Genomic DNA, 13,904 nt, shown 5'->3' with positions numbered 1-13,904 from the left:
AGGTAAACGAAAAACCTGTGGGAGCGGGCTTGCTCGCGAAGACGTAGTGTCAGCCAACATCAATGCTGAAGACACACCGCTTTCGCGAGCAAGCCCGCTCCCACAGTTTGGTCAGAGGTTGACCACGTTGACGAAGCGCGATGCGGCGCTTTCGTCGATCTTGAGGCTGGTGAAGTCGAACAGGTTGCGATCCGCCAGTTGGGACGGGATCACGTTCTGCAGGCTACGGAAAATGCTCTCGGTACGGCCCGGGGTCTTGCGTTCCCAGTCCTGCAGCATTTCCTTGACCACCTGACGCTGCAGGTTCTCCTGGGAACCGCAGAGGTTGCACGGAATGATCGGGAATTGCTTGAAGTCCGAGTAGGCCTGGATGTCTTTTTCGTTGCAGTAGGCCAGCGGGCGGATCACCACATTACGACCATCGTCGGCGCGCAGTTTTGGTGGCATGGCCTTGAGCGAACCGTTGAAGAACATGTTCAGGAAGAACGTTTCGACGATGTCGTCGCGATGGTGACCGAGGGCCATCTTGGTCGCGCCGATTTCATCGGCGAAGGTGTAGAGCGTTCCGCGACGCAGGCGCGAGCACAACGAGCAGGTGGTCTTGCCTTCCGGGATCAGCTCCTTGACCACCGAGTAAGTGTCTTTCTCGACGATGTGGTACTCGATCCCCAGTTCCTTGAGGTAGGCCGGCAGCACGTGCTCCGGGAAACCCGGCTGCTTCTGGTCCATGTTCACGGCCACGATCTCGAACTTGATCGGCGCGACCTTCTGCAAGTGCATCAGCACATCGAGCATGGTGTAGCTGTCCTTGCCACCGGACAGGCAGACCATGACCTTGTCGCCGTCTTCAATCATGTTGAAATCGGCAACTGCCTCACCGGCCAGTCGGCGAAGGCGCTTTTGCAGTTTGTTCTGGTTGACCGTGAGAGTGCCCATGACGCGAAATCCGTGAGGTGTGACGAAAGGCCGGCATTTTACGCAAAAACGCCTCAGGGGCGAAGTGCCTCGCCAAAAGGGCTGTTCGCCACAGACCCTGCGGCGATTAACAACTGCGTTTACAGCGCGATTTGCTCTAAAGCCCTTACTCCCTCTGAGGAAACTCCTCCCTATACTGCGACATAAGGTCACATACAAATTCAGACCTATGACTTGCTTGGCCGTATTGGCCCGTAGGCGCTCCACTGGGGGGCGACGGTAAAAACAAGAGGAGTGACTGGCATGATCCATCACGTAGTGGGGCTCTTCACCCACCCTGACCAAGAATGGAAAGAAATCCGTGGCGACCAGGAGGAAAGCATCAGCCACATGTACCTGACCCATACGCTGATCCTGGCGGCGATCCCCGCCGTGTCTGCCTTTATTGGCACCACACAGGTCGGCTGGGTCATCGGCAATCGACCTCCCGTAATGCTGACCGTAGAAAGCGCAATATGGATGACGGTCATGTCGTACCTGGCGATGCTCGGTGGTGTGGCCGTAATGGGCGCCTTCATCCACTGGATGGCCCGCACCTATGACGCCAACCCAAGCCTGGCCCGTTGCATTGCGTTTGCCACCTACACCGCTACACCGCTGTTCATCGGCGGTCTCGCCGCCTTGTACCCACACCTGTGGCTGGGGATGATCGTCGGTACCGCAGCGATCTGCTACACGGTGTACTTGCTGTATGTGGGCTTGCCGACATTCATGAACATTCCATCTGACGAGGGCTTCCTGTTTTCAAGTTCGGTGCTCGCCGTAGGCCTGGTGGTGCTGGTCGCCATCATGGCGTTCACAGTAATTGTCTGGGGACTCGGCGTGGGCCCGGTCTACACCAGTTAGCCGCTCATCACTGAAAATCAGAACTGCCGACAAAGGCCGCCGCAAGGCGGTCTTTTCATTCTTCAGCAACGAGAACGCACACGACCATTCGGCAACCTGGTGATTCGCAAGGTCCGAAGGTTGCGGCATACTCGACCGCTCTGGAGATCCATCAAGCATGCCCGAGCAACTCAATACCCGCGTCGAAGACTGTTTCCAACTAGCCGAATCCTTTTTCAAACGACCTTTCAAGCGCCCCGTGGTGAGCCTCAAGCTGCGCGGGCAAAAAGCCGGTGTCGCGCATTTGCACGAGAACCTGCTGCGCTTCAACCCGCAGCTGTACCGGGAAAACACCGAAGATTTCCTCAAGCAGACCGTGGCCCATGAAGTCGCGCACCTGATCGCCCACCAACTGTTCGGCGACCGCATCCAGCCCCATGGTGAAGAGTGGCAACTGATCATGCGCGGCGTGTACGAACTGCCGCCCAACCGCTGCCACACCTATGACGTCAAACGCCGCAGCGTGACCCGCTACATCTACAAGTGCCCGTGCGTCGACAGCGACTTCCCGTTTTCGGCACAGCGCCACAGCCTGGTTCGGCAGGGACGGCGGTATTTGTGTCGGCGGTGCCGCAATACGTTGGTGTTCAGTGGCGAGATGCGGGTCGAGTAGTTGGATTTTCGGTGTTTGTGCTGCCGCCATCGCGAGCAAGCTCGCTCCTACAGAGAATCTGTGGCGTGACACAAACCCAGTGTGGGAGCGAGCTTGCTCGCGATGGCGGCCTGACAGGCACTAAAGAATCGCCTTGGCCCGCCGCAACTGCTCGATCCGCTCAGCACTGAACCCCAACTCTCCCAACACCTGATCCGTATGCTGCCCCAGCGCCGCGCCAATATGCCGGGGCTCCGGCAAACCTTGCGAAAACTTCAGCGGACAAGCCATCTGCGCCTGGGTCGAGCCATCGCCACGAGGTACGTCGGCCACCAACTCCCGCGCCTGCAACTGCGGATGACCGAGCGCTTCTCCCAGGCTCAGCACTGGCTCGACACACGCATCCAGCTCTGCGAACAGCGCGCGCAACTCGGCAAAGTCATGCTTTTCGAATTCGAGCTTCAGCGCGTCTTTAAGCTGTTTCTGATGCGCCGGTTGCGGTGACAGGCCGAGGCCGGCCAATTCCTCCAGACCCAATGCCGTGCACAACTGTTTCATGAAGACCGGCTCCAGGCTGCCCACCGACAGCCAGCGCCCATCCCGGGAGCGGTAGTAATCGTAGAAACTGCCGCCATTGAGCACCTGGTTTTCCGGTCCCGGCTCGACGCCGCAGGCCAGATACCCGGCACCGGCCATCGCATTCAGGCTGAACGCGCAGTCGGTCATGCTGACATCCAGGTGCTGGCCCTGCCCGGTTTGCTGTCGGGCGATGACTGCCGCCAGCAAGCCAATCACCCCGTGCAGCGAACCACCGGCGACATCCGCCACCTGCATGCCCAACGGCAACGGCCCAGTGTCGGCACGGCCGGTGTAACTCGCCAGCCCGGACAGGGCCAGGTAGTTGATGTCATGACCGGCGCGGTCCTTGTAGGGGCCCGTCTGGCCATAGCCGGTGATCGACACATAAATCAGTCTCGGATTGATCGCCTTCAGGGCTTCGTAACCCAGGCCCAGACGCTCCATGACACCCGGACGGAACTGCTCGAGCACAATGTCGTAGTCCTGCAGCAACGACCTGATCACCTCCAGCGCCTCAGGCTGCTTGAGATCCAGGGCCAGGCTGCGCTTGTTGCGATTGAGATAGGCATGACTGGCTGACACACCTTGATCGTGGGGCGGCAACACCCGCAGCAAATCCATGCGGGTCGGCGATTCGATGCGCAGCACTTCGGCGCCCATGTCCGCCAGCAGCAACGAGGCGAACGGCCCCGGTAGCAGTGTCGAGAAATCCAGAACCTTGAGTGATGCCAGTGGACCGAGCATAAGTGTTCTCCAGTGCGATCCTCCAAGCCTAGGCAGCCGAGAACATCGCAGCAATCACCTGATGCGTCACTGGCGGTGACCGTTGCGCTCAAATCGCAGGCATGAAAAACCCGCCGAAGCGGGTTTTTCATTGCAGGCCGAGTTTCTGTTGAGCGTTTACTTGACGCTGGCCGGGGCTGGGCCTTCGGCCACGCCCAGGTCGTCTACTTCACGCTCGTCGGAGATACCGCGACCGCCGGAAGCCAGTTCGACTTGCAGCGTGTCTTCGTCCAGCTCTTTCACCCACTTGGCCACGACCAGGGTCGCAACAGCGTTACCCACCAGGTTGGTCAGGGCACGGGCTTCGGACATGAAGCGGTCGATACCGAGGATCAGCGCCAAGCCGGCAACCGGCAGGTGGCCCACGGCGGACAGGGTGGCAGCCAACACGATGAAGCCACTACCGGTCACACCGGCGGCGCCCTTGGAGGACAACAGCAGCACCAGCAGCAAGGTGATCTGGGCAGTGAGGTCCATTGGGGTGTCAGTCGCCTGAGCGATGAACACAGCGGCCATGGTCAGGTAGATCGACGTACCGTCGAGGTTGAACGAGTAACCAGTCGGGATCACCAGACCCACAACGGATTTCTGTGCACCCAGGCGTTCCAATTTGATCAGCATGCGTGGCAGAGCGGATTCCGAAGAGGAAGTGCCCAGCACGATCAGCAGTTCTTCACGGATGTAGCGAATCAATTTGATGACGCTGAAACCGTGCGCGCGGCAGATGGCACCCAGTACCAGGAGCACGAACAGGATGCAGGTGATGTAGAAGCAGATCATCAACTGGCCCAGTTGCACCAGCGAACCGACGCCGTAGGCACCGATGGTGAACGCCATCGCACCGAACGCACCGACTGGAGCGAGCTTCATGATCATGTTGATGATGTTGAACATCACGTGAGCAAAGCGATCGATGAAGTCCAGCACCGGCTTGCCGTAGGCACCCAGGCGATGCAGGGCGAAACCGAAGATCACCGAGAACATCAGCACTTGCAGGATGTCGCCGTTGGCGAACGCGCCGACGATGGTGTTCGGGATCACGTTGAGGACAAAGGCAATGATGCTTTGGTCTTTACCAGCCGAGATGAAGCCAGCGATTTTGCTGGTATCCAGGGTCGATACGTCGATGTGCATGCCGACACCCGGTTGCACGACGTTGACCACGACCAGGCCGATCAGCAAGGCAAGGGTGGACACGATTTCGAAGTACAGCAGCGCATAGCCGCCGGTCTTGCCGACCGATTTCATGTTCTGCATGCCGGCGATACCACTGACGACGGTACAGAAGATGATCGGCGCGATGACCATTTTGATCAGTTTGATGAACCCGTCACCCAGCGGTTTGAGGGCTACACCGGTCTGCGGGTAGAAGTGACCGAGCAAAATGCCGATAGCGATGGCAACGATCACCTGGAAGTACAGGGATTTATACAGTGGCTGACGAGTCGTCATTGCAAAGTTCCTCAAAGGTGCCCGGTGACAACATCCAGCTGTTGCCCGCAACACCGCGATTGCGAACCCTCCTGCACTGGAGGGATTTGTTTTTTCGAGCTGCGCAACGGCAGGCATCTGCTCGTTGTATCGCAAGGCCCGTGCCACCTTCCGTAAAACCCCCTGCAAGCCTTTTTATATCTGGGGTTGCAGCGAATTCCCTGTCACCGAACGGCTACAAGCATGTGGCGGATTTCCGCCCCTGCACTGAAAGTCGTCCTGCAATTTGGCGGATATCCGCCCTGTTCACGCCCGCGGCGCGCAGCTAACATCCGTCGATCAACGGTCAGATCTGCTGCCATGCGCGAACGTACCATCGCCAGTCACTTCGCCCGCGCCGCCCTGTGTGGTGCGCGTCGGCACGGCTACGACTATTCGGGCTTGCTACAGCAACTGGGAATCAGCCCCGAGTTGCTGGACGAACCCCGGGCACGCATCGCTCCGGAGCAATTCACCCAACTGATCCAGGCGTTATGGCTGGCACTGGACGACGAGTACCTCGGGTTCGGGCAAGCCCCAAGCAGGCCGGGCAGCTTCGCAATGATGTGCCATGCCGTGATTCACTGCCGCAGCCTGGATAAGGCACTCCATCGCGGCTTGTTGTTTTACAGCCTGTTCCCCGGGGCGCCCCGTTTGACCCTGAGCCGCGAAGATGAATGGGTGCGCCTGAGCCTGGACGACTCACAGCTCTGGGACCCGGATCATTTCCTCAGTGAAAGCCTGCTGGTGATCTGGCACCGTTTCGGCAGCTGGCTGATCGGCCAGCGCATTCGCCTGGAACAGGCCACGTTCAGCTACCCCCGGCCGGAACACGGCGCCGAGTACGACCTGCTGTTTTCCTGTCCGCTTGAGTTTTCCAGGCCCCAGAGCAGCCTGTTGTTTCACAGCCGCTACCTGGCCATGCCGTTGTTGCAGGATGAACGCACCCTCAAGCATTTCCTCGAACGCTCCCCCGCCGACCTGCTCTCGCGCCCGGACGATGGCGACAGCTTGAGCAGCCGCCTGCGGCGCTTGCTCAGTCGCGACAGTTCACACTGGCCCGACCTGGAAGCCGTGGCCGCCCACCTGCACATCAGCCCGCAGACCTTGCGCCGGCATTTGCGGGAAGAGGGTTCCAGCTTTCAGGAATTGAAGGACCAGTTGCGCCGGGACATCGCGATTTATCACCTGAGCCGCGCCGACCTGTCGTTGCAACAGATCGCCGAGCAGTTGGGGTTTTCCGAGCCGTCGGCGTTTCACCGGGCGTTCAAGAAATGGACGGGGCTGACGCCGGGGGCTTATCGGGCGCAGGAGAACTGAATTTTCAGCACCCGCGTTACACCCCGTCCAGATTTGGCGAACGCTTACCCTGGAGGCGGGATGATCAGTGACAGGCCAGGGTAAATTTTGTCTGGATGATCCAGCACCGACCTGTTCGCATTAAAGATCAGTAGGTATTTGACAGCATCGCCATAAAACTCTCTGGCAATTGTGGACAATGTATCGCCCCTTACCACCACATACATATTCAACTGACTGACCGGCGCAATCGCCAGTGTGGCCGGTGACTCGAAGTCCACATCGCCCAGCAGGTTTACTTGTCCGATGAACCGGCCAAGATTATTGGCCGTGGTCGCATGTATGTCATGCATCAGCACAATGGAATTCTTTCTTTTCCTTACTTGCTCAACACCATGGGATACCCAGCCCCCCGGTTGGTAGTTGCTGCTCCAGTCCAGGGTATCCACGTTCCAGAGAACCTGCCGGTACCCCAACTCGGCGACAGTGCGATCGACCATCGCGTCGTGAGCGCCATAAGGCGGCCTCATGATCAGGTCCGGCTGCTGGTAGGGAGTCAGCGCCTGCTCCGTCATTTTGACTTGATCGATGATGGTGTCTTTGTCCTGGCCGACCAGTCTTAGATGATCGTAAGTGTGATTGCCGATCCGGTGCCCTTCGCCCAGGATGCGCTTGATACGCTCGCCATGCCTGGCAACCAGATTGCCAACAATAAAAAACGTTGCCTTGATATCAAACAGCTCCAGTGTTTCCAGCACGGTTTCGGTCTGGGCTTGCCGAGGACCGTCGTCAAACGTCAGCCAAACTTTCTTCCTTTCCATCCTTATCTCCTTTGGTGGCTTGTAACGCTTCAGCCCCTATCCACTCATGCAAGCAACACAGACTCTGCGTGTGCATGTCGTCAATAAGGCGAGGCTTATTACTTGCCACCAAACGGCTGAACGCCAACAAAACATTGTTGCCGGTCGTTTAACGCTTGATGCCTGTAGCCCGAAAAGACTGCTATCCAATACCCGTTCACACCGCCGGAAAATAAATCCGGAACGCCGCTCCGCCCATCGGTGAATCCCCCAGGGTCAGCTGGGCGTGGTAGCTCTCGATGATGTCCTTGACCACCGCCAGGCCGATACCCTGCCCCGGGTGCTGGCGGTCCAGGCGTTCTCCGCGCTCGAGAATCCGTGCGCGCTGATCCTGTGGTACGCCAGGGCCGTCGTCCTCGACACACAACTGCGTGCCGCTGAGGGTTTCACGCACACTGATGCGTATTTCGCCCAGGCACAGGCGATAGGCGTTTTCCAGCAGATTGCCCATCATTTCCAGCAGGGCACCCTGCTCGATCGGTACGTAACATGGGTCGGGCAAATCGAACGCGACGTGCACGCGCTTGTCGCGATAAACCTTGTCCAGCGTGTCACACAAGCTTTTCAGTACCGGCCGCAAATGCACCTGATGACGTACCAGGCCGCTTTTGCGCAGGCTGGCGCGCTGCAACTGGTAGCTGATCTGCTGGCTCATGCGTTCGATCTGGGTTTGCAGCACCCAGGCCTGATCGCGATCCTCGGGACGCTGGGCCATGTCTTCACTGACGCCTTGCAGCACCGCCAAGGGCGTTTTCAGGCTATGAGCCAGGTCGTCGAGGGAATCACGATAGCGACTGCGCTGCTCACGCTCACTATGCAGCAAACGGTTGAGGGAACCGGTCAGGCGCAGCAACTCCCGGGGATGTTCCTCACTGAGGCTTTCGCGGGTGCCACCTTCGATCTGGTCCAGTTCCTGGCTCAAGCGCCGCAATGCCTGCAAGCCCCAGGTCAGGCCGATCCACAGCAACGCCAGCAGCACCAGCAGTGCCGCGCCAAAACCCAGATAGAGATTTTCCCGCAGGCCTTCGAGGGTCAGTTCGTACTCGCGAACCGGCTGCAACGCCACGATGCTGAAGGCTGCACTTTTGCCGCCGAGCAACTTGACCTCGACGTCGTAGACGAAGAACTCCTGGCCATTGGCTTCGCGGATCCGCGCAAACTCGCTGCCACGTCCGTCGTAGCGCGGTTTGTAGTTGATGCGTTCTTCCTGGGTCGCCTTCGAACGCCAGACCAGTTGCCCTTCACGGTCATAGATATAGCCGAGCAATCGGCTGTCGGTGAGGTTGAAGCGCTCGTCGGGCAATTGCGCTGGCATCTGCAGGCTGTTGTTCTCCACCCGGGCAGCCGAGATCAGCGTGGTCACGTCGGATGCCAGACGCTGCTCGATGGAGTCCTGCAGCGCCAAGCTGAAGGCACCCTGCATCGCAGGCAGCAACGCCAGCATGAACAACACCGCCAACAGCGTGGCGGCGAGCATCAAGCGTATGCGCAGCGAACGGATCAAGTGCAACGCTCGTTGAACAGGTAGCCCAGGCCGCGCACGGTGTCGATCGGTTTGAACCCGCCCGGCCCCTCCAGTTTGCGGCGCAGACGGCCGACCAGCACCTCGATCACATTCGGATCACGCTCGTCGTCATCCGGGTAGAGCTGTTCCATCAAGCGATCCTTGGGCACCACTTGCTGATGGTGACGCATCAGGTATTCGAGAATGCGGTACTCATACGCAGTCAGTGCCAACGGCTGATCGTCGAGGGACGCCTGCTTGCGGTTCAGATCCAGCAGTAACGGGCCAGCGACGATGGTCGACTGGGTGAAACCGCTGGAGCGTCGCAGCAAGGCATTCAGGCGGGCCTCCAGTTCTTCGAACTGAAACGGCTTGACCAGATAATCATCGGCGCCGGCGGCCAGGCCTTCGACCTTGTCCTGCCAGTTACCGCGCGCGGTGAGGATCAGGATCGGGAAGGTTTTGCCACTTGAGCGCAACTGCCGGATCAGGTCGAGCCCGCTAATGCCCGGCAGACCGAGGTCGATCACCGCCAGGTCAAAGTTGAACTGGGCTGTCTGGTACAGCGCCTCCTCGGCGTTGGCCACGGACTCGACCACGTGGCCGCTCTCCGTCAGGCGGGTTTGCAGGTGATGACGCAGCAGCGCTTCATCTTCGACGACCAGCAATTTCATATTGCTCTCCCGGGCAAATCAACATCTCCATAGGCGCAACGTCGCACCTCAAGAGCTAACATGGCAACGCCGGATCAGTCACTCGGGCTGATCCGGCGCAGGCCGTTCACGAAACGCTTGTCAGAAAGCGTAGTTGGCGGACAGGTAAGTCTGGGCGCTGCTGGTCAGGTCCAGCGAACCCTGCTTGCTGCCGCCGCGCTCACTCATCTCGGTGCTGGCGTTGCTGCGCAGGTAACGGTAACCCAGTTCAACCGAGGTGTTTTGCGAAACCTGTTGCAGCACACCCACCTGGCCACCGATGGCGTAGCCGATATCACTGTCGCGGCTGAAGCCTGGCGACTCCTGAGTCATTTTGGTCAGGCCGGCCGTGGCGCCACCGAACAGCCTGGTGCTAGCGCCCACCGGGTAGAACAGATCGTAGCTGCCCAGGAGATTTTCCTGACGCAGTTTAATGCCGTTGTGCGAGCCCGACACATTGTCGTAAGTGGCGTAGTAGCGGCCCTTGGTGTTTTGCTGGCCCAGACGAACACCCCAGGTGGTGTCCTTGCCGATTACGCCATCGGCGTTCGGGTGATTGAGGTTGTCGTTCAGGGCGTGGGATTTTTTAACCTTGTCGCTGGTCTGTCCAAGAGTAAGGCTGGCGAAGTTGTCGTCGGACGCGAAAGCTGCGGTGCTTGCGCTCAGAACCGTGAATGCCAGAAGCAGTTTTTTGAATCCAGTCATTGGGGAGTTTCCTCATGTGCCGATTGTTTTTTGGGTACGAGGCAAGGTTACGCACCGCGCCCTGAACTCCCCCTGAACGCACCCTGAACCTGGGCTGAACCGACCCGCCCCGAATATTTCGACATGTTTCAGCAGCAGATCCGACCATGTAATGGACAAGGCCGGCACCGACTACCAACACGTCAGAGGCTTTGCACTACCCAGCCTCAAGCCAACCCGGCAAAATGCCAGATATGAACTCAACCCCCGCCCTGCCCGTCTGCTGCACGCCCCTCGATGACCATTGGCCGCTGCCGTTTGCGCTGCCCGATACGGTCCTGCTGAGTACTCATTTCGATAGCGCCCGACTGGACAGCGATGACTTCCAGCGCAGCGCTGTCGAAGCGCCGGCGAGCATCCAGCGCTCGGTGGCCAAACGGCAGGCGGAATTTCTCGCCGGGCGAGTGTGTGCCCGGGCCGCGTTGCAGCGACTGGAAGGCTTGAGTTTCATTCCGGCCATCGGTGAAGACCGGGCACCGGTCTGGCCTGCTCATATCACTGGTTCGATCACCCACAGCACTGGCCGGGCCGCAGCGATCGTGGCGAACAAAAGCCATTGGCGCGGCCTGGGCATGGACCTGGAAAACCTGCTCAATGCCGAACGGGCCGAACGCCTGGCCGGGGAAATCCTCAATCCGCCGGAGCTACAGCGCATGGCGGCCGGTGATCACGATCAACGGGCGTTGCTGGTCACCCTGACGTTCTCGGTCAAGGAAAGCCTGTTCAAGGCGCTCTATCCGATCGTTCAGCAACGCTTTTATTTCGAACACGCCGAAGTGCTGGAGTGGCGTGAGTCGGGTGAGGTGCGGTTGCGACTGCTCACTGATCTGTCCAGCGAATGGCGCAATGGCACCGAGCTGGATGCGCAGTTCGGGGTCAAGGACGGGCAGTTGCTGAGTCTGGTCAGCATCAAGGCCTGAAGTATTTGGTGCCTGTCAGGCCGCCATCGCGAGCAAGCTCGCTCCCATAGGGGATCCAGTGTGGGAGCGAGCTTGTTCGCGATGGGGCCGCAACAGACAACACAAGGCTCAACGCTTCTCCTGATTGCGCGGCCAGCTCAGACTGAAGCACGCCCCGCCCAGGCTCTTGCTCTTGCCGATCAACGCGCGCCCGCCATGCCAATGGATGATGCGCCGCACAATGGACAGGCCTAACCCATGGCCTCCAGACGCGCGGGTACGGCTGTCGTCGAGACGCAGGAACGGCGTAAAGATCTTCTCCCACGCCGACTCCGGCACACCCGGCCCGTCATCCTCGATATCCACTCGGCATCGCTGCTGCCCCACTTGATAGCTGATGGTTACCCGTGATTGCGCGTGGCGCATGGCATTAGTCACCAGGTTCTGGATCGCCCGATGCAGATAGCGCGGTTCAGCCTCGACCCAGGCGTCGTCGTTATCGGCAGCCGATAGACACAAGCCCCGTTGCACCGTGACGTCGGCGCGCAACGGCGCCAGCTCTTCGATCACCTGATCGACCAAGGCATCCAGATCGATCCGCTGAAAGTTCAGTGCCGGCGAGCCCTGCTCCAACCGCGCGTAAGTCAGCATCTCGTCCACCAGCCGGTCGAGGTCCTCGATGTCGTGGTCCATGCCCTGGCAGTATTTTTCCAGGGCTTGCGGTGTGGTGGCCGAGCCGATCATCTCCAGGCCAAAGCGCAGGCGTGCCACCGGCGTGCGCAATTCGTGGGACACCGCACGCACCAGTTCGCGCTGGATCGCCAGCAACTGCTGCAAGTGTTCGGCCATGCCGTTGAACGCCGAGGCCAGCCGTCCCACCGAGTCCGCGCCGCGCGCCGGCACGCGGGTTTCCAGGCTGCCTTTGGCAATGCGCGTGGCGGCGGCTTCCAGGCCACGCAAGCGTCGCTCCAGCTGACGCACCAACAGATAGACGATCAAACCGATCAGCGTCAGGCCCAGCGCGGCGATCAACACCAACCACTCCGGCGGATAAGGATTCATCTGATACAAAGGACCGATTTCCAGGACCCACGGTGTGCCCACCATGCCGGCAAATACCCGGATCGAATCCCCCCCCTTGCCCAGCGCCATCACCGTATCGCCCTCGGATACCCGACGGCTCTGGTCTTCATCCATGTCCGCCTCGTCAACCGTGACCAGGCGCAGATCGAAGCCGAAGCCCTTGCTTTCCTTCAATTGCGCCAGGCGCAAGGGTTGGTCTGCGACCGGGGTGCGCACCAGTTCATCGGTCAACAGGTAGATGGTCGCCCGAGCCAGTTGCTCGCTGATCTGCTGCACTTCCCCGGTGAGCATCAACTGTTCCTTGTCGCTGACCAGCTTGTAGACCTTCGCTGCGTGCGGCCCGGTCTGTTCCACCAGTGCCTGACCGCGCAACACACGGGTGCGCTGGGTCAGGTCGAGATCGGTCTCGGCAAAAGTTTTCAGCGCCAGTGGAATCCCCAGCAGCCGCTCCCACACCAACAAGGCCCGATGTCGTTCGGTCTGGTTCATCGGTTGCAGGTTGTCGGCCATCAGCGAGAACGTGCCGTGGGCCAGGCGCTCGCGGTATTGCTCGCTGCGCACCTCATTTAGCAGGTGCAACGCCAGCACACCGAGCACCGCCACCAGAATCAGCGCGGCGCACATGCCGCCATAGATACGCAGGAAGATCGAGTTCACAGGGACGGATCTACGCAAGCCTCGGGAACGAACAGATAGCCTTTGCTGCGCACGGTCTTGATCAGCCGTGGATGCTCCGGGTCATCGCCGATCTTCGGGCGGATGCGCGAGATGCGCACATCGATGGAGCGGTCCTGACCGTCATAGCCAATGCCCCGCAGCGCGGTGAAGATCTCTTCCCGGGAGAGGATACGCCCGGCATTGGCCACCAGTAGCCAGAGCAGGTCGAATTCGGCGCTGGTCAGCTCGATGCCGTTGCCCTGCAGCCAGGCTTCGCGCAAGGCGTTATCGACGATCAGCGGGCCGAACTGTAGACGCCGCTGTTTTTCCGGGGCGACTTCGGGCGTTTCGCTACGGCGCAGCAGCGCCTGGATGCGCGCCAGCAGCAGACGCGGGCGTACCGGTTTGCAGACGTAGTCGTCAGCCCCCAGGTCCAGGCCGAGAATCTGGTCAGTGTCATCGGTGCGGGCAGTGAGCATCAGGATCGGGCCGTCATATCGGGCGCGGACCTTGCGGCAAATGCTCAGGCCATCTTCACCGGGGAGCATCAGGTCGAGGATCACCAGGTCCGGTTGTTCCTTGATAATACGATTCGCAGCGAGCGCACCATTGCCTTCGATCGATACACGCAGGCCATTGGCTTCCAGGTAATCGCGGGTCAGTTCGGCCAGTCGCTGGTCGTCCTCCACAATCAATACCTGCCAGGCTTCTTGCTCCACGGGTGACCTCTGCTTGCCAAAAACACTAATAAGGAAGGATCCGCCCCTCTTTTTGTAATGATTCGGGGGGATAAATATGTATACACACTGGGCCGATTGTATAAACGCCGCCCGTCGAGAACACAAGCGGGTAAATGCGTTCGGACAACAGGGTTTTTTGTGA

The 13,904-nt window shown here is 59.8% G+C and carries 13 protein-coding genes; 4 read left to right on the top strand and 9 right to left on the bottom strand.

The features are described 5' to 3' along the window. Positions 1-111 precede the first annotated feature (111 nt). Positions 112-936 carry a tRNA 2-thiocytidine(32) synthetase TtcA gene (gene ttcA / locus AC1RS8_RS14915; RefSeq protein ID WP_008016509.1) on the bottom strand — a complete coding sequence of 275 codons (825 nt, stop codon included), beginning with the start codon at positions 934-936 and terminating at the stop codon, positions 112-114. 282 nt (positions 937-1,218) lie between these two features. Here ttcA and AC1RS8_RS14910 point away from each other — a divergent pair, with 282 nt between their 5' ends. Continuing rightward, entirely contained in the window at positions 1,219-1,821 is a 603-nt protein-coding gene (locus tag AC1RS8_RS14910) for a Yip1 family protein (RefSeq protein ID WP_007988750.1), read from the top strand. 157 nt (positions 1,822-1,978) lie between these two features. Next, complete coding sequence (locus AC1RS8_RS14905) at positions 1,979-2,473, top strand: SprT family zinc-dependent metalloprotease (protein WP_057713644.1); 495 nt, start codon at positions 1,979-1,981, stop codon at positions 2,471-2,473. A 120-nt stretch (positions 2,474-2,593) separates the two neighbouring features. Here AC1RS8_RS14905 and AC1RS8_RS14900 read toward each other — a convergent pair whose 3' ends face one another. Together AC1RS8_RS14900 and AC1RS8_RS14895 are read right to left on the bottom strand one after the other, a co-directional pair. After that, positions 2,594-3,775, bottom strand: coding sequence for a CaiB/BaiF CoA transferase family protein (locus tag AC1RS8_RS14900; protein ID WP_407514757.1), 1,182 nt, complete (start codon positions 3,773-3,775; stop codon positions 2,594-2,596). A gap of 156 nt (positions 3,776-3,931) precedes the next feature. Next, on the bottom strand, positions 3,932-5,266 hold the full coding sequence (locus AC1RS8_RS14895) for a dicarboxylate/amino acid:cation symporter (protein ID WP_349735107.1): 1,335 nt from the start codon (positions 5,264-5,266) through the stop codon (positions 3,932-3,934). 339 nt (positions 5,267-5,605) lie between these two features. Here AC1RS8_RS14895 and AC1RS8_RS14890 point away from each other — a divergent pair, with 339 nt between their 5' ends. Further along, positions 5,606-6,604 carry an AraC family transcriptional regulator gene (locus tag AC1RS8_RS14890; protein ID WP_218494352.1) on the top strand — a complete coding sequence of 333 codons (999 nt, stop codon included), beginning with the start codon at positions 5,606-5,608 and terminating at the stop codon, positions 6,602-6,604. Between the two features lie 44 nt (positions 6,605-6,648). Here AC1RS8_RS14890 and AC1RS8_RS14885 read toward each other — a convergent pair whose 3' ends face one another. From AC1RS8_RS14885 to AC1RS8_RS14870, 4 genes are all read right to left on the bottom strand, one after another. Continuing rightward, positions 6,649-7,404: a polysaccharide deacetylase family protein gene (locus AC1RS8_RS14885; RefSeq protein WP_489339087.1), complete on the bottom strand. Its 756-nt coding sequence runs from the start codon at positions 7,402-7,404 to the stop codon at positions 6,649-6,651. Positions 7,405-7,600: 196 nt separating this feature from the next. Beyond that, positions 7,601-8,947 carry an ATP-binding protein gene (locus AC1RS8_RS14880; protein ID WP_090457300.1) on the bottom strand — a complete coding sequence of 449 codons (1,347 nt, stop codon included), beginning with the start codon at positions 8,945-8,947 and terminating at the stop codon, positions 7,601-7,603. Further along, positions 8,944-9,621 (bottom strand): response regulator transcription factor, encoded by a 678-nt coding sequence (locus tag AC1RS8_RS14875; protein WP_057713638.1) that lies wholly within the window; start codon positions 9,619-9,621, stop codon positions 8,944-8,946. Before AC1RS8_RS14875 ends, AC1RS8_RS14880 begins: the two co-directional genes overlap by 4 nt. A 120-nt stretch (positions 9,622-9,741) precedes the next feature. Then, positions 9,742-10,344, bottom strand: coding sequence for a hypothetical protein (locus AC1RS8_RS14870; protein ID WP_057713637.1), 603 nt, complete (start codon positions 10,342-10,344; stop codon positions 9,742-9,744). A gap of 233 nt (positions 10,345-10,577) precedes the next feature. Here AC1RS8_RS14870 and AC1RS8_RS14865 point away from each other — a divergent pair, with 233 nt between their 5' ends. Beyond that, on the top strand, positions 10,578-11,303 hold the full coding sequence (locus tag AC1RS8_RS14865) for a 4'-phosphopantetheinyl transferase family protein (RefSeq protein ID WP_198530231.1): 726 nt from the start codon (positions 10,578-10,580) through the stop codon (positions 11,301-11,303). Positions 11,304-11,411: 108 nt separating this feature from the next. On the opposite strand, the gene AC1RS8_RS14860 is transcribed toward AC1RS8_RS14865, so the two are convergent. Further along, positions 11,412-13,022: an ATP-binding protein gene (locus AC1RS8_RS14860; protein ID WP_057713636.1), complete on the bottom strand. Its 1,611-nt coding sequence runs from the start codon at positions 13,020-13,022 to the stop codon at positions 11,412-11,414. Continuing rightward, entirely contained in the window at positions 13,019-13,741 is a 723-nt protein-coding gene (locus AC1RS8_RS14855) for a response regulator (protein WP_008051517.1), read from the bottom strand. Before AC1RS8_RS14855 ends, AC1RS8_RS14860 begins: the two co-directional genes overlap by 4 nt. Positions 13,742-13,904: the final 163 nt, after the last annotated feature.

The sequence above is a fragment of the Pseudomonas sp. GW821-FHT12A04 genome, from assembly GCF_058807755.1.
This window is presented reverse-complemented; position numbering and strand designations above follow the sequence as displayed.

What these genes read in the sequence shown, in the direction of transcription:
- ttcA (WP_008016509.1), bottom strand. Translation starts at nt 936, where the DNA reads ATGGGCACTCTCACGGTCAACCAGAACAAACTGCAAAAGCGCCTTCGC.
- AC1RS8_RS14910 (WP_007988750.1), top strand. Translation starts at nt 1,219, where the DNA reads ATGATCCATCACGTAGTGGGGCTCTTCACCCACCCTGACCAAGAATGG.
- AC1RS8_RS14905 (WP_057713644.1), top strand. Translation starts at nt 1,979, where the DNA reads ATGCCCGAGCAACTCAATACCCGCGTCGAAGACTGTTTCCAACTAGCC.
- AC1RS8_RS14900 (WP_407514757.1), bottom strand. Translation starts at nt 3,775, where the DNA reads ATGCTCGGTCCACTGGCATCACTCAAGGTTCTGGATTTCTCGACACTG.
- AC1RS8_RS14895 (WP_349735107.1), bottom strand. Translation starts at nt 5,266, where the DNA reads ATGACGACTCGTCAGCCACTGTATAAATCCCTGTACTTCCAGGTGATC.
- AC1RS8_RS14890 (WP_218494352.1), top strand. Translation starts at nt 5,606, where the DNA reads ATGCGCGAACGTACCATCGCCAGTCACTTCGCCCGCGCCGCCCTGTGT.
- AC1RS8_RS14885 (WP_489339087.1), bottom strand. Translation starts at nt 7,404, where the DNA reads ATGGAAAGGAAGAAAGTTTGGCTGACGTTTGACGACGGTCCTCGGCAA.
- AC1RS8_RS14875 (WP_057713638.1), bottom strand. Translation starts at nt 9,621, where the DNA reads ATGAAATTGCTGGTCGTCGAAGATGAAGCGCTGCTGCGTCATCACCTG.
- AC1RS8_RS14870 (WP_057713637.1), bottom strand. Translation starts at nt 10,344, where the DNA reads ATGACTGGATTCAAAAAACTGCTTCTGGCATTCACGGTTCTGAGCGCA.
- AC1RS8_RS14865 (WP_198530231.1), top strand. Translation starts at nt 10,578, where the DNA reads ATGAACTCAACCCCCGCCCTGCCCGTCTGCTGCACGCCCCTCGATGAC.